The following is a 22,188-nucleotide window of genomic DNA, read 5'->3' on the forward strand; positions in this document are numbered from 1 at the left end:
GTGGCACTTATATTCTCTGGTATAAAAAAGACAGATCAAACATGAAACTAACGCAAGTGGATTTTCAGGAACGCCGTGATCGTTTGGCTGAACAAATGGGGCCGAACAGTATTGCCATTATCGCAACCAGTCCAGTGGCGATGCGTAATCGTGATGCAGACTATAAATACCGTACCGATAGCAGCTTCTTTTATCTGACTGGCTTTGCTGAGCCCGAAGCCGTAGCGGTTATTGAAACCTTTGCCGAAGACGATGAAGACGGGTACAGCTACAGTTTGTTCTGCCGTGAACGTGACCGCGAGATGGAAATCTGGAATGGTTACCGCGCAGGTGTGGATGGTGCGGTAGACGACTATGAAGCTGACGAAGCGTATGCGATAGATTTGTTAGATGAAGAAATCATTGAAAAACTCTTAAGCAAAGAAAAATTATTCTATCGTATTGGGCAACAGCCCGAATTTGATGCGCGCGTAGCAAAATGGATCACGACGGCCAATGGTGAGTCACGTCGTGGGACTGCTGCACCTGCGCAAGTGATACAGCTCGATCGTATTTTAGATGAAATGCGTTTGTTTAAATCAGCACAAGAAATTGAATTGATGCAAACGGCTTCTAATATCTCTGCACAAGCTCATACTCGTGCCATGCAAACTGTTAAGCCGGGTATGATGGAATATGCTCTAGAAGCTGAGCTGAATTATGTGTTTGGTCAAAATGGCTGCGTACCGTCGTATAACAGCATTGTCGGTGGTGGTGAAAACGCTTGCATTTTGCACTATGTAGAGAACAATAAAGAGCTAAAAGATGGCGATTTGGTGCTGATCGATGCAGCGTGTGAATATGAATATTATGCTTCAGACATCACCCGTACTTTTCCCGTCAACGGAAAGTTCAGCCCTGAGCAAAAAGCTCTTTATAATGTAATTCTCGATGCACAACTTGCTGCAATTGACGCAGTGCGTGTAGGCAACTCGTATAAAGAACCACATAATGTTGCTGTGCGCATTCTAGTCCAAGGTCTACTTGATCTGGGGATTATGCAAGGTGATATTGAAGAGATTATCCAAAAGGAAAGTTTCCGTCAGTTTTATATGCATGGTACAGGACATTGGCTCGGTATGGATGTGCATGATGTTGGTTCATATAAGCAAGAAGGTGTGTGGCGTGCCTATGAAGAAGGCATGGTGGTGACGGTTGAACCGGGCTTGTACATTGCACTTGATGATGAAACGGTTGATGCGAAATGGCGTGGCATTGGTATTCGTATTGAAGATGACATCGTAGCAACCCAAAACGGTCCACTGAATTTGACTGCGAAAGTGGTGAAGTCGGTAGAAGAGATTGAAGCGTTAATGGCGCGATAAATATAATTTACTGTATAAAAGCCGATCATGAGATCGGCTTTTATTTTTTATAAGGTGTTTATGTTAAATAGAGGCCTACAATATTTTATAAATAAAAAATTTTAGTTATTTCATCATCATTTTTATTCACATCAGAAATTAGGCAGCATGAAAGATTTATCTGATTTAAAGCATAGGATTCAGGTAAAGACGTTAGATTTAGTTACACAGCGAAATGGGGCATCGGTGTATCAAGGGCAATCCTCTCAAGGAGAAGTCTTTATCAAAATAGCAAATATTCAAACGGCTAATGATCGTTACTGTGAAATCTTAGAAGCTCTCAAAGAATTTCCACTAACCCCAAATGTATTAAATAAGTTTGAATGGGAAGGTTCTTCTATCCTTGTCATGAGTGCCATAGAAGGTAGGCAAGTCGATCAAGTATTAAAAAATTGTACGCGGGTACAGAAAATCTCTTTGCTTGGGAATGCAGGACGAGCTTTGGGCGAACTTCATCGTGCGCTTCCACAAACGCGCATATTGAATATGAGGTTCTGGCAAGATCGTGATGGCTTATCAACACATTGGGTATTGTGGAAGCAACAATTAGAATTAATGATCTCAAAATGGATGTCACGTATAAATCCATTGTCATCTGATTATCATGAGTTTTGCGACCAATTGAATGAGTTACGAAAATACGCTAAAGCGATATGTGAGCCGACACAGCTTCATTTACTGCATTGTGACTATATAGGTCGAAATATCCTTGTAGACAGTGAAAATCGAATTTCGGGTATTATAGACTTCGACGCTGCTCGTATTGGAGATGCGGTCTATGATTTAGCTAAAATTATTTGGGTGGATATAGATTTCTCTGATTTAGAATTACGAAATGCTTTTTTAGAGGGTTGGGAATGTACGTATAAGCAGACTGTGCCTAAAATGAAATTTCTATTCTATGTTGGCATTCAATGTCTTGCAGCAATCGCTTGGACAGATAAAAATCCTTCTGCTGATGGGACAAATGCTGTTTTTCGTGCTTCCGCAATTCGAACGTTGAGAATTGTGCTAAAGGAGCTAGAAGCACTTTGATTGAATTCTAATACTGTTGTTGCGTATAAGCGCCATTATGTTAAATAGACTCTATATTCAGGGTATTTATTGGAATTTTGTATCGTTTAATTCTTATGCTTTAATGTGATCATTATTAATAAATAATCAAATTATAAATGAAAGCATTAATCACAGTAAGTTGTAAAACAGATCATGGTGGAATCATTGTTTTAGGTGACTCATCTTTTTTAGTCGAAGGTAAGGCAGTACATCTTGATGGTATGACTCATTTTTGCCCTAAATGTAAGGTTCAATCACGTGCAATTGCTTCCAATCAAGGTTTTATGATTGTTGGTGGAAAAAGTATTGTTGCTGTTGGTGATACCTCTACTTGTGGATCAAAATATTTAAAAATTTCTGATTTAGCTGTAATGAGTAATGGATTAGGGAGTGGTGGATCCAGTTTAAACACAACAGCACCTCTCTCGAGTAGTTTTATTGATGATAAAAATCATTTTTATGATGAACAAATACAATTAGAAAATGCTAACGGTGAACCATATGCAAATGTTGAGTATTTAGTCACGTTTGAAGATGGTTCTACGCTCAATGGTATGACAGATAGAAATGGCAATACTGAAAGATTAAAAACTGAATCAGCTTTAGCAATAGTTTCTATCGATCTAATTGTTGATAGTAATTGTAACGAATCTTGTTCTTGTGGAGCATAATAAATGGATTTTAAAATTGTACCTGATTTACACTTACCGGAAATTCCAGGATTTAAATTGCCTAATATGCCCGATTTACCATCGGGGAAATCAGTAATTAGGTTCGTAACTGATAAAATCATAACAAATAAAACGGTAAAATCTAAAGTTGTTATTCGAGAAGATAAATCAAAGAAATATAGATGAATGACTGCTGGCGAAATAGCTATGTGCAGAAAAATATTTAAAGATTCAATGGATTATAGTAAGGTTAAAATAATAAACAAAGCATTTTTACCTAAGCAGCAAGTTCCTATGACACCAAGAGGGCATGCTCACTATCCTGATGGATTAACAGGATCTGATATTTATCAAGACGATTTTTCCAATCCTCAATTTCAAGAAAATCCAATCAGAGTGAATGGTAGTGATTTAAGAATAAGAGCCAAACTCACTTTCATTCATGAAATGACTCATGTTTGGCAATTTCAAAAAGGCATGAATGTACTGAGTAGAGGAGCAGTATTACAAACATTAGAGTGGACTTTACCTGACTCAGTATATGATCCTTATGACTATAGCTTAACAAAAGATACTGACTTTAAAAAATTGAATCCTGAACAACAAGCGAATATAGTCGCTGATTATTTTGGAATAATTGAAGGTTATAAGGAAATCAATTTTAGTATCGCTTGGCGGAATCATAGAAGTAATAACGCACAATACATAAGACAGGTTATGCAACCAATCATTAATAATCCTGTAGGATATCAATTAGTCTCAAATATTACTTTAATTCCGGTAGTTCCATTACTTTTCTTAATTTACTGAACTTTATCCTAATGAAATATATAATTTTTTTAAGCCTAGTGTTTTCATCATTATCATTAATTGGTTGTAAAGAAAAACGTGTGGACTATTTCAAATACGAAATTGTAGATGGCATAAATATTTGTGCATTGAAAACTGAAGAAATTAAAGAGGCTATCGATTTTTCCATGTTCGATACGTCTTTTAAGAGTATCAACGGAAACTTTAATGATGAATTATCAAAACAAATTTATGAAAGAAGTCTAAAAAACATCAGCCAAAAAGAAAGTAAACATGTTTTTTGCTTTTCAAAAAATAGTTTGAAATCAGATTTTTTAGAGACACAAATTAGAATTGAACTAAAAAGTGAAAAAAATTTCAGACAATATGAATTTATAAACTTTTTTTGTTTGAAAAATAATAACTTAATAAATTTTAAGGACAGAGAAGAGGCTATAAAGTCATGTCAATAATGTTAAATTTTTCTAAAAATAACATAATACACCTTATACGTAATCCTTTGAATTACATTTTAAATTCAATTGCTTATGTTTTTTTGAAGAGCTCAATCTGAAGTGGTTGGGCTTTTTTATGTATTATTCATTTTTCATGATCATTATTTGTTTAAAGTTGCACATTTCTTATAAGTCTATTTAAACAGTGTCCTGAAGAAGTTTTGATGAAAATCGAAAAGATTGTCTTTTCAGAAATCATGACATGACACTTTACGGTGAAAGTACGTAAAAACATCCATTTCATTATAAAAAAGAAAATCTTTGATGTAATATAAATCCATTAAAACTTATAGGTATTTGAAGTTTTTGACTTTAGGTACGCCATAAAAAGGATAGAAGCATGCAACAAGAAGTCATCATAGTCGGTGGTGGTATGGTCGGACTCAGTCTGGCGTTGATGTTAGCCAAACAAAACATTGCGGTGAAGCTTTTAGAGGCGATCAAATACCCAAATTATGATGATGAAAACCTTGCGCCATACCACTCTAGCTTTGATGCAAGAAACAGCGCCTTGTCACGTCGTACAGTCCAAATTTACCAAGAACTAGGCTTATGGAGAGCGTTACAAGAACATGCAACACCTATTTTAGAAGTAAATATCACCGAACAAGGTAGCTTTGGTAAGGCGCGCCTTAAAGCAGAACAAGAAAAAGTCGAAAGTTTCGGTCAGGTCATCGAAAATGCATGGCTCGGTCGTGTGCTACTGACGGAAGTTCAAAAACAGTCACTCATTGAGTTGATTGATGGTGTACAAGTCACCCAACTGACCCAAGATGCCGATATGGCTTACATAGACGCGAGTCGTGGAGAAGAACAACTGTCATTGCAAGCAAAACTCGTCATTGCTGCAGATGGACGTGATTCATTCTGCCGTAAAGCCTTAGGAATTGGTGCTTCAGAACATGATTATGATCAGGTCGCTATCGTCACTACAGTACAAACTTCAAAACCGCACAACCATGTGGGTTTCGAGCGCTTTAGTAGTTTAGGACCATTGGCACTATTACCTCTTCCGGGAGAATACCGTCGTTCAGTAGTTTGGCCTGTGAAAAAAGGCACTGAAGGTGAATGGTTGGGCGATGAAAATGACCAACATTTCTTAGATGCCTTACAAGACACTTATGGCGACCGTGCAGGAAAGTTTCAAAAAACAGGTAAGCGTTTTAGCTTTCCATTATCACAAGTACTAGCAGAAAAGCAGGCCGTAGGACGAGTGGTCTTAATGGGCAATGCTGCGCATACCATTCACCCCGTTGCGGGGCAAGGTTTTAACCTGTGTATGCGAGATGCGCACGTCTTAGTACGTTATTTAACGGAGCAAATTGCGCAAAATGCCGACTTGGGCGATGCCGTAATGCTGCAAGCCTATGAGGCTTCACGTTTGACCGATCAACAACGCGTAATTAAGTTCTGTGATTCGGTGGTACGAGGCTTTAGCAATAGCAATCCAATCTTAAAATTTATTCGTAATACTGGTTTGGTCGCGTTTGATACGATTCCAGGCATTAAACCACTCGTTGCCAACTATGCCATGGGGCTAAAAGCATGAGTCATGTTCAAACTGATGTTTTAGATGTGGTGATTATTGGCGGTGGTTTGGTTGGTGGACTGACCGCCTTGCTTTTGGCACAAGGCGGTGTGCAAGCTACCGTATTGGATGCTGCACCTATTTTAGATGAGCACAAGACCTTAAGTGTTGCAAACCCACGTGTCTTGGCACTCAGTCAAGCGACGATACACCTACTTAAAACCGTCGATGTTTGGGATAAAATTGCCCGCCAGATGCCGTATAGTGGCATGCAGGTGTGGAATAAAAATGGCTATGGTGAAATTAACTTTGGTCATGCGTCCAAGCAGGAACCACATGGCGAACAAGCCCTCGGTTCTATGGTTGAGCCAAGTTTGCTTAATTTAGCGATTCAACAGCAGATGCTTGCTGTACTCAACGATTACCGCACCCAAGTTAAAGTTACGCGTGTCGAAGAAGGTGTTGGGCTATGGTATATCCATTTGGCCGATGGTACGGTGTTGAAAACCAAACTGGTGATTGGTGCAGATGGTGCAAACTCTTTTGTACGGGAACAAGCGTTTATCGATATCGATGTGCTGGACTACAAACAGGCTGGTTTAAGCTGTGCCATTCGCACTGCACAGCCTCATCAACACGTTGCACGTCAGATTTTTTTAGAAACGGGGCCTTTGGCATTTTTACCAATGGCGAGTTTAAAACCAGAGCAAGCAGGGCATTGGCAGTCTATCGTATGGACGCTCCCCGATGATTATGCAGAAGAATATGCTGCACTTTCAGATGCTGAATTTACCCAGCTGTTAACGCGAGAAAGTCATCATATGTTAGGCGAAGTGTTGGAAGCAACACCGCGTGCCACTTTCCCACTCAAAGCACGTGCTGCACAGCAATATGTTAAAGCGGGCTTGGCTTTAATTGGTGATGCGGCTCATGTGATTCATCCCTTAGCAGGACAGGGGGTGAATATTGGTTGTCTTGATGCGGCTGTACTGTGTGATGTATTACTACATGATCTAGCACGTGGCGTGTGGGCACATGAGCAAACACTGAAGCGTTATGAACACCGCCGTAAAGGACAAAATGATGCCATGATGCATAGTATGTCTGCCATCGGTTGGATGGAAACCACACAACTCTTTCCTGTGGTATGGGCGCGAAACTTTGGTTTGAAACAGGTTGAAAAATTGCCTGTATTAAAAGATGCTTTTATGGCACAGGCCAATGGTTTAGGGTTGCTCAAAGAGACGCGTTATGCTGTGTAAGAAAGGAAGTGTTATTTTTTAGCCAGTCGTAAAATAAGATTACGATTTTGATTAAAAAAGATACGATTTTCCGTTGAATAAGACTATGCGAAAGGCTGAGAGCTTGTTAAATTTCAACATAATTGGAAACCAGTAATTCATGGGAACCTAAAATGTCATTTGTGGGGAGATTAAGATGACTGATTCAAATGATTATGATGATGTAGAAGACTCAGCAGTCGACGAAGACGAAGCTCAAGCAGCGGAAAAAGGCGCATCAGATTCTTCTGATAATGCTGCAAGTGATGGTGATGTTGCCGAAGCTGAAACACTTACGGTGACTGCAAAATTAAAACAACGCCAAGCACTTGAAGACGAAGTTGCGGCATTCCTTGCTCGCGGTGGCCGAATTACTGAAGTGCCAACAGATGAGTCTGCGAAAGACTAAGAGAGTTAAAAACACCACGCCTGACGTGGTGTTTTTTTGTTTTTTAAAACTGATGTACAAATCACTTGCGCTTGAATGAGTCCTGTATCGTCGTTAATTGTTGTGCTAGACGAATCGTAGGCAAAATGATTACTTTTTCAATAGACAGGCTATGCCTGTGATGATTGCACCAACTGTGGCTAAAAGCATGTCTTGGTGTGCGTCCCAAATATCACCTTGTTGCCCATTGTAGTTTTCAGCATCTTCAGGAGATAAGCCCATCGCAATAAACCATTCAATCCATTCGTAAATGAGGCTACTTGCCATCACAAATTGAATGACCAGCAAGAATAGGGTGAGTTTAGAAAGTTGAGGCAGCCACACTTGAAACAGACGGTAGAAAAACGGGTAGAGCAGCAGACCATATGCTAAATGTACAAAGCGATCATACATATTCCGCGTCCAACCTAAACTTTGGTTGAGGTCGAGGTTTAAATATTGAATTGACCATTCATTATAGGGTACATAAGAATATAGATAATGCGCACCGAGTATATGAATCAGCAAAAACCCAATATAAAGCATAAAGCTGATTAAGCTGAGCCCCATTTTATAAAGACAAATGATCAGCGTAACCAACATGAATACAGTTCCAACCTGATGCAAAATATAAGAGCTGAGTTCAAGGGGATGGATCGATGCGAAAGCAATGGCGACAGCGAGTACAATGAGCGCAATCCAATGCGGTTTTTTCAGTTGATAGTCAAAGTAAGCTTTCGTTGTTGTACTTTTCAGGATTGTCATCATTTTTATTGGTTTTTCAATTATGCGTATAGGAGATTCTTGTTTGCATTATAGATAAAAAAGCGAAGCCGAAGCTCCGCTTTTTTCAATTTCTAAAAATTAGATTTTAGAAATTAAGTCAGCAACTTGTTTTGCTTGTTCAGCTGCGTTACCTGTATAGGTTGCAGGTGTCATTTCCGCTAAACGTGCGCGGTCAGCAGCAGGGACAGCTTCAAGTTCATTACCATTGACGAAGTCAACCATCATGTCACGTGTCATGGCTTGACCACGAGTTAATGCTTTTAGTTTTTCATATGGTTTTTCAACGTTGTAACGACGCATGACAGTTTGAATTGGTTCAGCTAGAACTTCTTGCGCATTGTTCAAGTCTTCATCAATACGTGCAGCATTCAGTTCAAGTTTACCAATGCCTTTTGAACAAGCTTCAAAAGCAATCAAGCTTTGTGCAAAACCAACACCCATGTTACGTAGTACAGTTGAGTCCGTTAGGTCACGCTGCCAGCGAGAAATTGGAAGTTTTTCGCCAAGGTGCGCAAGTACAGCATTGGCTAAGCCTAAGTTGCCTTCTGAGTTTTCGAAGTCAATAGGGTTTACTTTGTGTGGCATCGTTGAAGAACCCACTTCACCATCTTTGAGTTTTTGCTTGAAGAAACCAAGCGAGATATAACCCCAAACGTCACGGTTAAAGTCGATCAAAATCGTATTGAAACGACGTAAAGCATCAAACAGTTCCGCCATATAGTCATGCGGTTCAATTTGAGTGGTGTACGGGTTAAAGCTTAAACCTAAAGATTCAACGAATGCTTGTGAGTGTGCAGGCCAGTTGATGTCTGGGTAAGCAGAAAGGTGAGCGTTATAGTTACCTACTGCACCGTTAATTTTGCCTAAAAGCTCAACTTGTTTGAATTGTTTGATTTGGCGCGCAAGACGATATGCTACGTTTGCCATTTCTTTACCCAAAGTGGTTGGGCTTGCCGTCTGACCATGTGTACGAGACAACATAGGTTGGTCAGCATGCTTTTCAGACAATGCCACGATTGAGTCAATGATTTGCTGCATAGATGCAACCAATACATCACGACCACTTTTCAGCATTAATGCATGAGACAAGTTGTTGATGTCTTCAGACGTACATGCAAAGTGAATGAATTCACCCGCATTTTTAAGCTCTTCGATGCCTTCAATTTTTTCTTTCAGGAAGTACTCAACGGCTTTAACGTCATGGTTCGTGGTACGTTCGATGTCTTTAATACGGTTGGCATCGCTTTCAGAAAAGTCAGCAACAATTGCATCAAGTGCAGCATTGGTCGCAGCACTGAAAGCAGGCACTTCAGTGATTTCTGGACGGTTTGCAAGCGCTTGTAACCAACGCACTTCAACAGTCACACGAGCATGGATTAAACCAAACTCAGAGAGGAAAGGACGAAGCGCATCACATTTGCTAGCGTAGCGTCCATCTAATGGAGAAAGTGCGGTTAAAGCGTTCATAGCGATTCCTTAAACTTTGGAATTAAACGTAAAACTAAAAAGCCCGTCGATCATGTGTTAAATCACCTGATACTGTAAACGAGCGAGATCTTGAATATCTTTAAGCAACTTGCGTTTGCTAAACACCATGCCCCATGAACTTCCACCGAGCTGACGCCATAAATGTGCCATTTGTAAGCCAGTGAAGAGGGAAGCACGAATGCGGTTGGTATGCGATGAATCTTTAAATGCTTCTGCATTACCTCGCACCATAATGCGTGGGTTAATTTGTCCTGCGGTGTCGACGTAGGTTTGCGCTAAGTTGGCAATGATGCTTGGATGTAAATAGTTATTATCGAAAAAAGAAAGTTGTCTTAAGATTTTTTGTTGGGACTGTTCAATAATGTCCACGAATTTGGGGTTGCTATACACTTTCTTTTCGAGTTGTAAGAGTGCCATGGCATAGGTCATGGGAAGTTTAGCAGTGGATAGTTTTGGAATTCGAGTTTTGGGTGAGGTATTAAAGGGCTGGGTAATGCTACTTTCTAAGGTTTTCAGTCCTAAGGAGATGTCCGCCAGTTGATGAAAGAAGTCTAAAGTTTGTCCGCTTTGGTTACCCTTTGGTCGGATATTTAAACTGGCTTTAATCAACTGCTCTAAATAGAAGTTACCGCTTTCCCCAATACTTTGTTGACCGCTCAAGGCGGTCATATGCGTCAGTTGCGCGGACTGAAAAACAGCCGCCAACGCCAAAGCTCGGTTTTGGCGTTCGTTCAAAGTTTGAGGCTGTTGAAACGGTAACTCAGCCATGTCTTAAAATCCTTTAAATAAAATCAGGTTTAGGAGCATTGGTATGATGAATCACGCCACCGCCTAAACAAACTTCACCTGAGTAGAATACGACACTCTGACCCGGAGTCACAGCACGTTGAGGTTCATCGAACTCAACACGTACGCCACCTGGGGTAGTCGGATCATTAAAGATCACACAATCTTGGTCATCTTGGCGATAGCGCGTCCGTGAGGTACAACGGAAACCTGTTTCAGAAATCTGCATTTCACCTGCGACCCAGTCAATCGTTTCACTCCAAAGCGCAGTACTTTGCATCAGTGGATGTTCATGACCTTGACCAATCACCAAACGGTTGTTTTCAATATCTTTATGTAGAACGAACCATGCGCCTTCAGCCACACCTTTCAAACCACCAATACCAATACCACCGCGTTGACCGAGCGTATAGTACATTAAGCCGTGATGTTCACCAACCTCTTTGCCATCATCTAAGACGATTTTTCCAGCTTGTGCAGGTAAGTATTGTTTTAAGAAGTCATTAAAACGACGTTCACCAATAAAACAGATGCCCGTTGAGTCTTTTTTCTTCGCTGTGACTAAGTCATATTGTTCCGCAATTTTACGTACTTCAGGCTTTTCAATTTCCCCTACAGGGAACAACGTCTTATTAATTTCACGGCCATGTACAGCGTGTAAGAAATAGGTCTGGTCTTTGTTTTTATCTAAACCACGCAGTAAAGGTGCGTATTCCTCACCTTTAGAGTTGGTCATAGTTTCGCCGCGACGTGCATAGTGACCAGTCGCAATAAAGTCTGCGCCCAGTTGCATAGCATGATCTAAGAACGCACGAAATTTGATTTCTTTATTACATAAAATATCTGGGTTTGGAGTACGGCCTGCAGCATATTCCGCTAAGAAATGCTCAAATACACGATCCCAATATTCCATAGCAAAGTTAGCGGTGTGTAGCTTAATCCCTAGTTTGTCACAGACCGCTTGAGCATCGGCTAAGTCTTCCATAGCTGTGCAGTATTCCGTACCGTCATCTTCTTCCCAGTTCTTCATGAAAAGACCTTCAACTTGATAACCTTGTTGAAGAAGAAGAGCAGCAGAAACAGATGAATCTACACCACCCGACATACCGACGATGACACGTTGTTGCATAGGACTAGGCATCCAAACTTGAAATAAGGGGAGAATTTTGGTGCTCATAAACGAGCGATAAAGGATATTTTTGACCCGCAAGTGCGTCTTGAACCGCTTTAATCACCAATGGACTACGTGCACGAGCCGTTTCGAGTAGTTCACCCAAAGTCATCCATACTGCACCCACGATACCTGTATCGAGTTCAGCGGTTGGACTGTGATGAAGTGACTGCGCTAAAAAGCAGAAACGATAATACGTGCGGTCTGGAAACATAGGTGGTGTATAGGTATAAATGCCCAATAACGCATCTATAGACACTTCATGTCCAGTTTCTTCCATAGTTTCACGAATGGCAGCTTCGATGAGTGTTTCACCTGATTCAACATGGCCAGCAGGCTGGTTAAATACAGTGTGTGTCACACCCGCAGTATGCTCTTCTACAAATAGAAATTTTCCGTCTTTTTCAACAACAGTTGCGACGGTGACGTGAGCTGTCCAAGCGGTCATATAAAAGCACCATGGGGTAAAAGGGCTATTCTACAAAATTTAGCAGTGCGTGGCTATGGAGATTTGCTTTGGTTTGAGACGTGTTGGGAAGCGGTTAAGAAAATTACAAAAGGACGCTTGTAAGGTAATACCACATAGACATTAGGCAGCATCGACAAAATATCATGAGGCAGAATGCAAGCCAAGCGAGTGCTGAAACTGGGTTGGTCTGGGGGAAATTTATCGTTTAAATATTTGTCTAACCCAATTTGCCAATTAACTCCACCAATATCTAAGTATATGAAAGAAAATAGGTGCAGAAAAGCAAATAGAATCAATGCGGTCTAGCATTCCGCCATGGCCATGAATGAGTTGCCCCCAATCCTTAACACCACGATCACGTTTAATCGCAGACATAACGAGGCCGCCAAAAAAGCCAAAGATACAAACAACTAATCCAATACAAGCAGCTTGAACATAGCTAAACGGCGTTAACCAAGCCATTGCAGTCCCTAAAGCGGTGGCTAAGAAAATACCACCGAGTAGGCCTTCGACTGTTTTTGATGGGGATAAAACGGGTGCAACTTTGTGTTTACCAAATAATTTTCCACACACATACTGCAACACATCAGAGGCTTGAACCACCATAATTAACCAAATGGCTAGCCAAATTGGTTCACCTTTAAACTCTGGGAGTTTCAAATTCAACAATGCTGGAACATGTGAAATACAGAATACGCTGACCATGAGTCCCCATTGAATTTTTGAACTACGTTCTAGAAAATGGGTGGTGTCTTCTTGTTTTAAGCTGGCAATAGGAATTAATAAAAATACATAGAGTGGAATAAAGATTGAATACAGCCCATACCAGTCGGTATAAATCAAATAATATTGATAGGGAATAACAAAATAGAATGCAATCAGTAATGGAAAATAATCGCCCCGTCTGGTCGGCAGTAAGCTAATGAACTCACGTAGGGCAAACAAAGAGATAATTCCAAATAATACAATAAATGCGGTTTTTCCCAGTAAAACTGCAGCAGCAATCACGATGAGCATGACCCACCATGCATTGATTCGTGCATTTAAGTTATCGATAACTGGTGAAGATTGATAGCCTGCTTTTTGTTTGAGAATAAAACCAACAGTTGAAGCAAAAACTAAAATGCCTGCAAAAATAGCAAATAGGGCATAGGTTTTATTAAGGTTGTCTAACATCATTGATTTTCAACCTCTTTTAATTTTAATAATTGTTTTTGCGCATAATCTATAAAGATGGTCTTATCCATGTCTAAATGTTGCTCTAAAGGGCAACCAAAACATACGGTAGAAAGCAAAGGTAGAGGGATAAATGCGCCTTTGGGCATAACCCGTCTTAAATTTGAAATCCAAACGGGAACAATTTCAATGTCTGGAAACTGTTTGTGCAAATTATATAAGCCACTTTTGAAGGGTAGTAATTCAATATCATCATTTAGATTGCGGGTACCTTCAGGAAAAAAGATAATCGAGTAACCTTGTTCAAGTGCATCTTTAACGGGTTGTAATGGATCAGTATGATCATCTCGGTTGCGTTGAATCGTTATACCATTGAAGGTATCTCTAATAAGGAATTGGCGAAAGCCATCTTTTAGCCAATAATCAGAAGCAGCCACAGGCTTGGTTTTCCGTCGCATGATTGTCGGCAAAGATGACCACAGCAATATAAAGTCGATATGGCTATTGTGGTTAGCGTAATAAATACGCTGTTTGGGCACAGGCTGACAACCGATCCATAAACTACGTGTACCCGTTAGCAGACGCGCTCCACGCCGTGTAAAAAATGCAATTAAACGGGCAATAGAATGAGTCGCAAAATGACTTTGAGTTTGCTCTAAAGCTGTTTTTTTCTCGTTTTGAAGCGGAGTTTTATTCATTACATAAACCAATTTTATCAACAATTTCAATGGACTTTTAGCCAGTAGAAAGAGGTTTATTGTGCCAATAATTTATAAATTAGAATCATTAGAACTATATATTGTATAAACAATACAGTTATTTGCAGTTTAAACAAACGGAAACAGCCTGCAAAGCGCAAAGACCAATCTCGACCCACTTTCGATTTTGGTATGAGCCTAAATTGCAGTAATGAGTGATCAAACTGTTGCGTTAAGTCTTCGATGGCCACTGTATCAGATTGTTGCGCAATCACTTCAATGAGTTCAGCATCAAATTTCAACCTGAGTGCTAGGTAATGCTGTATCGCCATCAAACCGAAACATATAAAAATTAATATCCAAAACTCAAGAGATTGCCAGCTTTTAAGTAGTATAGCCAAAATGGTTAAGACAAACGCGACATAGCCTGAAAATAACAAACCATACGTTGCAGATAAAAGTTTTGCCGCCACATAAAAGTGCATTTTCATGGGGCTGATCCTTTGAGTTTTAACTGATAAGTATTGAGATTTTTGATTTGTACGTCGTTCAGTCTAACCCATGGTCTAGCGGATTGAACTATTTGAATGGCCTCATTTACCTGTGTTGCATGCTGCTGTTGCATAAGCCAAGCGCAGAGAATAGCACTACTTCTGGAATAACCCAGCGCACAGTAAATTAATACATGCTGTTGTGTGCTCTGGCTTGAAGCTGCTGCCATTAATTGGTTGAACGCTTCAACCGCACGTTCAAGTTGGTCAGCCTGTAAAGGAATTAAGTCTAAACTTGAGTATTGAAAATATGAATTTTTTGAATTCACTGGCAACTCTGCAACACAATCAAAAACGGCCTGATATTTTTGTATTGTAGAACGTGTTGGGATGCGCCCTAAAAAAATGGTTGTGTTTTCAATTTTTAAAATTTGGGAGTCTTCGGGATGTTTCTTTGTCCAGATTCGACTGTTCAACCACGAAAAGATTAGGTAAGGGGCAAATAAAATTGTAGCGGCAATGCTCAAACTTCCATCTGCTTGCTTTTGGAAGAAATGAGGACGAACTAAATAGTAGCTTAAAGCAATGCCAAATAGACTGATTGCTGGATAGAGTAACCATAATCCCCAAGGTTGGAACAGATAGGCCAAGATTAGAAAAAGTAATGCGGTGCATAGGTAATAACTGCCTAACTTTAAATGCTTTGGCGTTAAAGTCTGCAAACCATCTTTTTTAAAGGGTGATTTTGCCGTAATTGGAAATAACCACAAACATAATGCACCTGCCAATAAACCTGTTGGAATATCGATAAAATGATGTTGCCATGTGGTGAGTACCGATATGCCAATTAAAAATGACCAAAGGTCGACAAAGTATTTCCACTGACCTGAGCTGTGTCTGCGGAAGAAGTCCCAAAGGATGACCAATAAAACGATATGGAGAGAAGGTGCTTGGTTAAAAGGTTTATCAAAACCCATCAAAACATCAAACCATAGGCCAAAAAAGCCATCTAAAGGTGGTCGTTCAAAACTAAATTTGAGTGGAAAAAGAAGAAAGCAACTGATCGAAATCAGCTGTGCGCTAAATAGCCGAAGTGCATGCTGTTTCAGCTCAAATTTATTCCAACATAACAGCAAAGATAGACCGTAAAAAAGATCAATGGACCAATATGGCACGATGCTCCATGACCAAAGCGGAATGTGTTTTTCCCAGTCATAGACAATACTCGGCACATTGGGCAGTTGTGATGCATAGTGATTTGCAAATCCATAAGTGAGAAAGAAAAACGGTGCAAGGAAAATCAAACACAGGATTCCCCATTTCCAAGTGCCTGTTTCTTTTTTCAGTATTTGCATAAAACGTCCACAGATTATTATTTTTAAGTTTTACATGGATGACATGATCCAAAGACTGATCATGTCATCCTGTGATTTTAAAGCTTTTGGGCAACGGACACGGTAAATATTCCAAACTCATCAATACATTGATCTACTTTTTTAAAGCCTGCTGCTTCTACAAGGGCATCCATTTCAGCCTGAGAACGTAAACGCATGACCCATGCATCACCTTCACGATGTGAGGTTAGGGCGCGTGCAATAAATTCTTGCTGAGGATGCCAAATTTGACCTGTGTAAATTAAATAACCATCTTTGAGGATGGCTTTGCTTAAACCTTCCAGTGATTGTCGCAGCAGGTCATTATCACTAAACAATTCATATAAGCCAGAAACCACAGCCAACGTCGGTTTCGGTTTAACAGATGCAAGGGATTGTGTATCAAATGCATCGGCTTGAACAAATTCAGCGACATCACTTAAGCCTCGCTCTGCAATCATTTGTTGCCCAGCTTGGACATTAATATCACTATAATCGCGCAATAAAATCGAGTCTGGACGTTTTGGAAGTTGTGTAACCGCATCTAAAATATAACGACCGTGTCCTGATGCAATATCCATAATTCTGAGTGGTTTACGTTTTTTGATAAGAATGTCAGCGTATTTCTGCACCAGATGCTCAATGTTCTGTTTACGGACACGAATACCACGCCAACCAATCGCATTGAGATATTGTCGGTCAATGATTTTACCAATCGGATTAGCACTTTCTGTTTGGTTACGATAAACGAAGTCTAAAGTGCTACCTGAGTCATACCCTGTATCTTCGCCAATTTTTAAGCCTTTAGATAAATGGCTTCCTATTTTCAAATTCTTTTTAGTCAACTCCCAAAATGCATTCTTCATGGATTTCGCTGGGAGTGGCGCACTAAGATCCTCTGCAATGGCACAACTTGAACCAATTTTATCTGCATTTAAAAGATCAGGGGCTTGATATTCCACAGCAAAACATTGCTGAATAAAACGACGGATTTTTTCAGTCGCTATATGACGGTCTTTTTCACCCAAAGTATCGTGAAAGAAGCCATCTAATATATGAAATTCTTTTTTGGGATGCGGTAGTTTTTGATAAAACTGTTGCTGCGGTTTTTGGAAGACTACAAAATCTGAGCCTGAACATAAAATCTGTGTTGGAACAAAGATATTTTGTGCATCTGCAACAATACGCTTTGATGCATCATATAGCCCCAATAACATTCTGACTGAAATTGCTTTGGCAATTTTAGGGTCGGTATCATAGCTTTGAGCACGTTGTTTATCATGCGTGAGCATATTGGCTTTTACATAGCTTTGTATAAAGAAATTGCCACGCAACTTTGCCATCACCCTTAAGCTTGGTTCAGCAAAAGGCACATATAATTTAATATCAAAAGCAGGAGAGGCTAAGCAGAGCGCACGAATTCTAGGTGCATAATCATGCACCCAAGTTGCAGCTAAAACAGCACCAACACTTTGAGCGACTACGGCAATATTTTCCGCAGAAATGGCGTATTGCTGTTCAATATGTTGTACGAAAGTTTGAATGTCTTTGACACATGCAGAAAAGCTTGGCGCATCACCACGCTCACCGGGCGAATGACCATGGCCGCGTGCATCCCATGCAAAGAAATCGAAATCTGGTAAATTAAGTTCGTTAACTAAATGCGCCATACGCCCCGAGTGTTCATGGCCACGGTGAAAGAGAATAATGGCTTTTTTTGTTGTAGATGGTGTAGCCGTTGCCCAGTGTTGGTAAAACAGTTCGGTCCCATCATGACTGTTAAAAGTGTGTTGACTATTGTTATACATCTATTTTTACTCTGAATAATAAAATTATGAAGAAGTTGTCTTTAAACTATTTTTAATTCGGTTAAATATGGTGAGCAGAAGCAGTAGAGCAATGAGAATAAGAATGCCATTACAAATTCTACCGAGAAGTTGTAGATTTGTACTGATGTATGGAAATATCACAATAATAACAGCAATTAAACTGAGCCAAAAAGCGCGATCACTTTTACCCATTGGGCCATCGTAACGCCGTTCTTGGCCAATAAGTGGCGCCATTACACCTGCATATTCGCTGAGCAGGGCAAGAAAAACGACAAGCAATAGTAGTTTTGCATTAATAAAACCAAAGGCAATAAAACAAAGATAGAGTGCAGTATCGGAAATAATGTCACACAATTCATTATAAAAAGCGCCCAAGTTGGACTGCTGTTTAAACTCACGCGCTAACATGCCATCAATTGCATTGAAGGCCATACGAATGAGCATCCACAGTGGAAATAACAATAAAAGCCCAGAAATAGGATGGGCTAAATAATGTTGATATAAAAAATAGCCTAAGCAACTCGAAATCAACATCGCCAATAAAGTGACTTGATTTGCTGTAATTCCAGATTTGTATAACAGTTGTACAAAAGGTCGTAATAGATTTTGAAATGCTGGTTTTAATTGATAGATAGATGGCATCGTTTTAATAATTAATAATAGTTGTTGAAATTTTAGTCAGATTGCACAAGGTTTATCAAGTGCTATTAAGAGGCTAAAAATTAAATAGTTTTCTTGTTTGAATTTTCGGTGTTTATACTCACAGCATCGTCAGGCAATATGATATGCGAACAAAAAAACTCAAAAGCTTTGCAGCAGATTCTAAGAACATTATTGTATCTGTCAAATGCGGGGGAAATACCCCCAATGATTATGACTCTAAATAATGCCCCGATACTTTGACATAGTTTTGTGCTGAATACGGTAAAAATGCCAACTCTTTTTCTGTCAGAGGACGAACTTTTTTGGCAGGACTACCGACATATAAGTAGCCACTCTCAAGCACTTTCCCTGGTGGAATTAGTGTTCCTGCGCCAATCATAACATCGTCAGGAATGATAGCATCGTCCAAAACAATGCTATTGATACCAATCAAAACACGGTTGCCGATGGTACAGCCATGTAAGGTGACATGGTGACCAATGGTAACATCTTCACCAATGATTAAAGGCGAGCCATTTGGTTTATCTGCTTTTTTATGACTAACATGCAGCATTGCATGGTCTTGTACATTCGAGTTTTTACCAATCCGAATATGGTTCACATCACCACGAATCACGGCAAAAGGCCATACAGAGACATTCTCAGCCAAGATGACATCACCAATCACCACTGCCATGTCATCGATATAGCAGTTGTTGCCAAGCTGTGGAGTGCTGTTCAAATAGGGGCGAATATTTTTAGCCATGTTGGTGTTCTGCCTTTGCGTAGGTGCCCATTATAAAATAAAAAAGCACCCAGACCGAAGTGTGGATGCTTTAACTTAAGTCTAAATATTACTAGAATAAGTTTGAGAAGAATTGTTTGATGTGGTCAAGCATACGTGCAAAGAAACCTGCTTCTTCAACATCTTTTAGCGCCACAAGTGGTTTTTCAGCAATCACCTTACCATCAAGGCTTGCTACATATTTACCAACCACTTGACCTTTTTTCAACGGTGCAGTCAGTTTCGGTTGAACCACGAGTTGTGTTTTGATTGCGTTGGCTTGGCCTTTAGGCATCGTTACGTTGAAGGTTTCAGCTAAACCAATTTGTACGTCACTTTCTTTACCAAACCACACTTTTGATTTTGCTAAAACTTGGTTCGCAGCTTGAACATTTTTAGTTTCAAAGTTTGCATAACCCCACGCTAAAATTTCACGTGTTTGCGTTGCGCGTTCTTGCATGCTTGGCGCACCAAAAATCACAGAAATCAAACGCATTGGGCCACGTTTAGCCGAAGTTGTTAAGCAATAACCCGCTTCGTCAGTATGACCAGTTTTTAAACCATCCACACTTGGGTCAGTATAAAGCAGGGCATTACGGTTGCCTTGTTTGATACCGTTAAAGGTAAATTCTTTTTCAGAATAAATCGGATAATATTTTGAACTGTCGTGAATGATGTGCTGTGCAAGCGTTGCCATGTCTTTAGCGGTCGAGTAGTGACCTTCAGCAGGCATACCTGTTGAGTTCATGAAGCTGGTATTGGTCATGCCGATACGTTTTGCTTCAGTGTTCATCATGTGAACGAAAGTGCCTTCGTTCCCGGCAATGTGCTCAGCCATAGCCTTAGATGCATCATTACCCGATTGAATGATAATGCCGCGTAACATCTCTAATGCAGTTGCAGTACCATTTAATGGCACATACATACATGATTCTGAACTACTACCACGACACCAAGCAGACTCGTTCATCCGAACTTTTTCATCTTCGGTTAGCTCGCCCGCCAACAACTTTTGCTCAATAATGAAACTCGTCATCATTTTTGTCATTGACGCTGGTGCTAATTTTTCATTTTCATTTTTAGATGCGAGGATTTGCCCAGTCTCATAATCCATCAGCACATATGATTTATTATTTAGTTCTGGTGGTGAGGATAAGACAGTTGCTGCAAATGAAATGCTTGGTACGAGTAATGCCGCAGCAAGGGCGCTTTTTTGAATCATTCTAAGGGGTTCCGATTTCTTTAGTATAAGCACGAGAGCTTTGCATTTTAGGACAAAGTTCTGCCGACTTCTACGGGAGAAATCGGCTTATTTCAAAGATATTGTAACCAATTGGTATTATTTGCTGTAAGTGCTCAATTCTTTACAAATTTCTTGATTTTTCGCTTTACCTGCTTTTTTCGCATCGGCTTGAGCTTCGGCTAAAATAGGCTTAAATTTTTTCTCTTTGCTGAGATTTTTGAGGTATTCGGTCGGGTTTTTCTGTTGCGGTAAATACTCTTTGGCCAAAGTATTGTAGCCATTTTCAAACTGACTCTGGTCTGAAACGAGACTTGGACAAACTTCTGATAGGACATAAATTGCAGCCAACTCTTGCTGCGTCACTTGTTGCAGTGGAGTCACTTCAATATTTTCGTCTTTATTGGCCGCATGAGCAGAACCGATGGCAATCAAAGAAGAACCACAAATTGCCAAAATCACTTTTTTCATTACATTCAAATTCATTCTAAACCCTAAGTGCATACATGTTGTTGCCATAATAGGATGAGCTTAAACAAATTTTAAGTAAATGTAAGCGAAAAAATGTATAGAAGCTGTTGAAGTCGCTTCATCGTTTTTACATTTTTCAGTCCAATAAAAAAGGATGAATAACCTCATTATTCATCCTTTCTTTATGATATAGATATAGAACTTGAATTAACCTTCAAAGTTTACAACGTCATCACATACTGACTTTTGTTCTGCTTTGTCAGTACCATTTGCATCTGTACGAGCTTCTTTCAGAATCGATTGGTATTCGCTGTCTGACTGCAATTTTGCATAGGTCATCGACTTATCTGAGTGGTCTTGTAAATAGGTTTGAATTAAAGTTTGAATGTTGCTTTCAATTTTAGGGCCTTGACCCACCAAAGCAGGGCAAAATTCGGTCATGACTTGCGCTGCTGCAATATCTTCTTTTACGATGGTGTTGGCTTCTTCTGTGCTTAATCCCTCTAGTGCAAAAGCAGATTGAGAAATCATGATAGCCATGCCTAATCCGAAGAAATTACGTAATGTTAAGCTTTTAATCATTTTTAAAATCACATATTTATGGTGGATGCGGAGACTCAATATATATATTTTCAGTTAGAATTCAATGAAAAGTTCTGACCAGTCATTTTTTTAATAAAGATTTTTGTTTTGAACCTTTTAATCGCCGATGATCATCCTAACGACTTCTAATCTTCAGTTTTGGCGGTCTTTAGGATGAGCTGCTTGTTGGGTGCAGGAATAATATTTAGGGATAAAAAACGCTTATACGAGTAAGCAAGCTGTGAACCGAATAACTGTTAATCACCCTCAGATATTTTGTAGTGCCGTTTAATGTTTTGCGTTTTCACTCCCCAAATGGACGAGGCCGTTCTACTTTGGTGATGCTTAAAACTTTTCATGCTATCAAACACTTCCTGCACCTCCCAGATAAAAGGGTCGAGGCTTTGCTTGACCTCAAAAGAAATGCAGCCTTCTTCTTGATGAGTTAATTCAATATGTGCTGGAAGGAGTTCTATCACCATACGGACTTCTTCTTTAGACACACAGATTAACAGGCCATTGAGTTTAACCAT

General features: G+C 39.8%; 25 protein-coding genes. 9 read left to right on the plus strand and 16 right to left on the minus strand.

The annotated features are described in order from the left end of the window. Positions 1-41 precede the first annotated feature (41 nt). The 9 genes from pepP to MN200_RS05630 all read left to right on the plus strand — a co-directional run bounded on the left by pepP (position 42) and on the right by MN200_RS05630 (position 7,651). Entirely contained in the window at positions 42-1,364 is a 1,323-nt protein-coding gene (gene pepP / locus MN200_RS05590; protein WP_242760267.1) for a Xaa-Pro aminopeptidase, read from the plus strand. Positions 1,365-1,511: 147 nt separating this feature from the next. Further along, a complete protein-coding gene (locus tag MN200_RS05595) occupies positions 1,512-2,438 on the plus strand; it encodes an aminoglycoside phosphotransferase family protein (protein ID WP_242760268.1) in 927 nt (308 codons plus the stop codon). A gap of 137 nt (positions 2,439-2,575) precedes the next feature. Beyond that, positions 2,576-3,130: a PAAR domain-containing protein gene (locus tag MN200_RS05600; RefSeq protein WP_242760269.1), complete on the plus strand. Its 555-nt coding sequence runs from the start codon at positions 2,576-2,578 to the stop codon at positions 3,128-3,130. Between the two features lie 3 nt (positions 3,131-3,133). Beyond that, the gene (locus tag MN200_RS05605; RefSeq protein WP_242760270.1) at positions 3,134-3,316 is read left to right on the plus strand and encodes a hypothetical protein; all 183 of its coding nucleotides are present in this window, start codon (positions 3,134-3,136) and stop codon (positions 3,314-3,316) included. Beyond that, positions 3,317-3,940 (plus strand): hypothetical protein, encoded by a 624-nt coding sequence (locus MN200_RS05610; protein ID WP_242760271.1) that lies wholly within the window; start codon positions 3,317-3,319, stop codon positions 3,938-3,940. It begins immediately after the preceding gene. A gap of 11 nt (positions 3,941-3,951) precedes the next feature. Continuing rightward, positions 3,952-4,392, plus strand: a complete 441-nt coding sequence (locus MN200_RS05615; RefSeq protein WP_234303834.1) for a hypothetical protein — start codon at positions 3,952-3,954, stop codon at positions 4,390-4,392. A gap of 382 nt (positions 4,393-4,774) precedes the next feature. Beyond that, complete coding sequence (gene ubiH, locus MN200_RS05620) at positions 4,775-5,983, plus strand: 2-octaprenyl-6-methoxyphenyl hydroxylase (RefSeq protein ID WP_205666903.1); 1,209 nt, start codon at positions 4,775-4,777, stop codon at positions 5,981-5,983. Further along, entirely contained in the window at positions 5,980-7,224 is a 1,245-nt protein-coding gene (locus MN200_RS05625) for an FAD-dependent monooxygenase (RefSeq protein ID WP_010326333.1), read from the plus strand. Before ubiH ends, MN200_RS05625 begins: the two co-directional genes overlap by 4 nt. Before the next feature lie 175 nt (positions 7,225-7,399). After that, positions 7,400-7,651 (plus strand): hypothetical protein, encoded by a 252-nt coding sequence (locus MN200_RS05630; protein WP_004694228.1) that lies wholly within the window; start codon positions 7,400-7,402, stop codon positions 7,649-7,651. Positions 7,652-7,780: 129 nt separating this feature from the next. Here the strand turns inward: MN200_RS05630 and MN200_RS05635 are convergent, their stop codons facing one another. The 16 genes from MN200_RS05635 to MN200_RS05710 form a co-directional block, all read right to left on the minus strand. Next, on the minus strand, positions 7,781-8,437 hold the full coding sequence (locus MN200_RS05635) for a DUF2238 domain-containing protein (RefSeq protein ID WP_178928657.1): 657 nt from the start codon (positions 8,435-8,437) through the stop codon (positions 7,781-7,783). A gap of 96 nt (positions 8,438-8,533) precedes the next feature. Then, positions 8,534-9,922 (minus strand): adenylosuccinate lyase, encoded by a 1,389-nt coding sequence (gene purB / locus MN200_RS05640; protein WP_004980844.1) that lies wholly within the window; start codon positions 9,920-9,922, stop codon positions 8,534-8,536. Between the two features lie 57 nt (positions 9,923-9,979). Further along, a complete protein-coding gene (hflD, locus tag MN200_RS05645) occupies positions 9,980-10,711 on the minus strand; it encodes a high frequency lysogenization protein HflD (protein ID WP_242760272.1) in 732 nt (243 codons plus the stop codon). 13 nt (positions 10,712-10,724) lie between these two features. Then, a complete protein-coding gene (gene mnmA, locus MN200_RS05650; protein WP_004980838.1) occupies positions 10,725-11,858 on the minus strand; it encodes a tRNA 2-thiouridine(34) synthase MnmA in 1,134 nt (377 codons plus the stop codon). A gap of 4 nt (positions 11,859-11,862) precedes the next feature. Beyond that, entirely contained in the window at positions 11,863-12,348 is a 486-nt protein-coding gene (locus tag MN200_RS05655; RefSeq protein WP_242760273.1) for an NUDIX hydrolase, read from the minus strand. Between the two features lie 255 nt (positions 12,349-12,603). Continuing rightward, positions 12,604-13,548, minus strand: a complete 945-nt coding sequence (locus MN200_RS05660; RefSeq protein ID WP_242760275.1) for a phosphatidate cytidylyltransferase — start codon at positions 13,546-13,548, stop codon at positions 12,604-12,606. Beyond that, on the minus strand, positions 13,545-14,243 hold the full coding sequence (locus MN200_RS05665) for a lysophospholipid acyltransferase family protein (RefSeq protein WP_242760277.1): 699 nt from the start codon (positions 14,241-14,243) through the stop codon (positions 13,545-13,547). The genes MN200_RS05660 and MN200_RS05665 overlap by 4 nt, the downstream gene beginning before the upstream one ends. A 56-nt stretch (positions 14,244-14,299) precedes the next feature. Then, positions 14,300-14,734, minus strand: coding sequence for a hypothetical protein (locus MN200_RS05670; RefSeq protein WP_242760279.1), 435 nt, complete (start codon positions 14,732-14,734; stop codon positions 14,300-14,302). Beyond that, the gene (locus tag MN200_RS05675; RefSeq protein WP_242760281.1) at positions 14,731-16,089 is read right to left on the minus strand and encodes a phosphatase PAP2/dual specificity phosphatase family protein; all 1,359 of its coding nucleotides are present in this window, start codon (positions 16,087-16,089) and stop codon (positions 14,731-14,733) included. Before MN200_RS05675 ends, MN200_RS05670 begins: the two co-directional genes overlap by 4 nt. Before the next feature lie 77 nt (positions 16,090-16,166). Next, positions 16,167-17,915: a bifunctional alpha/beta hydrolase/class I SAM-dependent methyltransferase gene (locus MN200_RS05680; protein WP_242760283.1), complete on the minus strand. Its 1,749-nt coding sequence runs from the start codon at positions 17,913-17,915 to the stop codon at positions 16,167-16,169. Positions 17,916-17,939: 24 nt separating this feature from the next. Next, positions 17,940-18,578 (minus strand): CDP-alcohol phosphatidyltransferase family protein, encoded by a 639-nt coding sequence (locus MN200_RS05685; protein ID WP_242760285.1) that lies wholly within the window; start codon positions 18,576-18,578, stop codon positions 17,940-17,942. A 229-nt stretch (positions 18,579-18,807) separates the two neighbouring features. Beyond that, positions 18,808-19,344: a gamma carbonic anhydrase family protein gene (locus MN200_RS05690; RefSeq protein ID WP_005399792.1), complete on the minus strand. Its 537-nt coding sequence runs from the start codon at positions 19,342-19,344 to the stop codon at positions 18,808-18,810. 91 nt (positions 19,345-19,435) lie between these two features. Continuing rightward, positions 19,436-20,584 carry a D-alanyl-D-alanine carboxypeptidase PBP5/6 gene (gene dacC / locus MN200_RS05695; RefSeq protein WP_004694204.1) on the minus strand — a complete coding sequence of 383 codons (1,149 nt, stop codon included), beginning with the start codon at positions 20,582-20,584 and terminating at the stop codon, positions 19,436-19,438. Positions 20,585-20,701: 117 nt separating this feature from the next. Beyond that, on the minus strand, positions 20,702-21,088 hold the full coding sequence (locus MN200_RS05700; protein ID WP_242760286.1) for a hypothetical protein: 387 nt from the start codon (positions 21,086-21,088) through the stop codon (positions 20,702-20,704). 192 nt (positions 21,089-21,280) lie between these two features. Next, the gene (locus MN200_RS05705; protein ID WP_242760287.1) at positions 21,281-21,655 is read right to left on the minus strand and encodes a hypothetical protein; all 375 of its coding nucleotides are present in this window, start codon (positions 21,653-21,655) and stop codon (positions 21,281-21,283) included. 257 nt (positions 21,656-21,912) lie between these two features. Then, positions 21,913-22,188, minus strand: a complete 276-nt coding sequence (locus MN200_RS05710) for an antibiotic biosynthesis monooxygenase family protein (protein ID WP_205666895.1) — start codon at positions 22,186-22,188, stop codon at positions 21,913-21,915.

Origin of the sequence: Acinetobacter sp. LUNF3 (assembly GCF_022699605.1) — a bacterium.
Lineage (GTDB): Bacteria > Pseudomonadota > Gammaproteobacteria > Pseudomonadales > Moraxellaceae > Acinetobacter > Acinetobacter johnsonii.

Bases quoted from the DNA above. Each gene is read 5' to 3' on its own strand.
- MN200_RS05670 (WP_242760279.1), bottom strand. From the start codon at position 14,734: ATGAAAATGCACTTTTATGTGGCGGCAAAACTTTTATCTGCAACGTAT.
- ubiH (WP_205666903.1), top strand. From the start codon at position 4,775: ATGCAACAAGAAGTCATCATAGTCGGTGGTGGTATGGTCGGACTCAGT.
- MN200_RS05595 (WP_242760268.1), top strand. From the start codon at position 1,512: ATGAAAGATTTATCTGATTTAAAGCATAGGATTCAGGTAAAGACGTTA.
- MN200_RS05625 (WP_010326333.1), top strand. From the start codon at position 5,980: ATGAGTCATGTTCAAACTGATGTTTTAGATGTGGTGATTATTGGCGGT.
- MN200_RS05600 (WP_242760269.1), top strand. From the start codon at position 2,576: ATGAAAGCATTAATCACAGTAAGTTGTAAAACAGATCATGGTGGAATC.
- MN200_RS05665 (WP_242760277.1), bottom strand. From the start codon at position 14,243: ATGAATAAAACTCCGCTTCAAAACGAGAAAAAAACAGCTTTAGAGCAA.
- MN200_RS05685 (WP_242760285.1), bottom strand. From the start codon at position 18,578: ATGCCATCTATCTATCAATTAAAACCAGCATTTCAAAATCTATTACGA.
- mnmA (WP_004980838.1), bottom strand. From the start codon at position 11,858: ATGCAACAACGTGTCATCGTCGGTATGTCGGGTGGTGTAGATTCATCT.
- MN200_RS05655 (WP_242760273.1), bottom strand. From the start codon at position 12,348: ATGACCGCTTGGACAGCTCACGTCACCGTCGCAACTGTTGTTGAAAAA.
- MN200_RS05615 (WP_234303834.1), top strand. From the start codon at position 3,952: ATGAAATATATAATTTTTTTAAGCCTAGTGTTTTCATCATTATCATTA.
- MN200_RS05700 (WP_242760286.1), bottom strand. From the start codon at position 21,088: ATGAATTTGAATGTAATGAAAAAAGTGATTTTGGCAATTTGTGGTTCT.
- MN200_RS05630 (WP_004694228.1), top strand. From the start codon at position 7,400: ATGACTGATTCAAATGATTATGATGATGTAGAAGACTCAGCAGTCGAC.
- purB (WP_004980844.1), bottom strand. From the start codon at position 9,922: ATGAACGCTTTAACCGCACTTTCTCCATTAGATGGACGCTACGCTAGC.
- MN200_RS05660 (WP_242760275.1), bottom strand. From the start codon at position 13,548: ATGATGTTAGACAACCTTAATAAAACCTATGCCCTATTTGCTATTTTT.
- MN200_RS05610 (WP_242760271.1), top strand. From the start codon at position 3,317: ATGACTGCTGGCGAAATAGCTATGTGCAGAAAAATATTTAAAGATTCA.
- MN200_RS05680 (WP_242760283.1), bottom strand. From the start codon at position 17,915: ATGTATAACAATAGTCAACACACTTTTAACAGTCATGATGGGACCGAA.
- MN200_RS05635 (WP_178928657.1), bottom strand. From the start codon at position 8,437: ATGATGACAATCCTGAAAAGTACAACAACGAAAGCTTACTTTGACTAT.
- MN200_RS05605 (WP_242760270.1), top strand. From the start codon at position 3,134: ATGGATTTTAAAATTGTACCTGATTTACACTTACCGGAAATTCCAGGA.
- MN200_RS05705 (WP_242760287.1), bottom strand. From the start codon at position 21,655: ATGATTAAAAGCTTAACATTACGTAATTTCTTCGGATTAGGCATGGCT.
- MN200_RS05690 (WP_005399792.1), bottom strand. From the start codon at position 19,344: ATGGCTAAAAATATTCGCCCCTATTTGAACAGCACTCCACAGCTTGGC.
- MN200_RS05710 (WP_205666895.1), bottom strand. From the start codon at position 22,188: ATGGTTAAACTCAATGGCCTGTTAATCTGTGTGTCTAAAGAAGAAGTC.
- pepP (WP_242760267.1), top strand. From the start codon at position 42: ATGAAACTAACGCAAGTGGATTTTCAGGAACGCCGTGATCGTTTGGCT.
- dacC (WP_004694204.1), bottom strand. From the start codon at position 20,584: ATGATTCAAAAAAGCGCCCTTGCTGCGGCATTACTCGTACCAAGCATT.
- hflD (WP_242760272.1), bottom strand. From the start codon at position 10,711: ATGGCTGAGTTACCGTTTCAACAGCCTCAAACTTTGAACGAACGCCAA.
- MN200_RS05675 (WP_242760281.1), bottom strand. From the start codon at position 16,089: ATGCAAATACTGAAAAAAGAAACAGGCACTTGGAAATGGGGAATCCTG.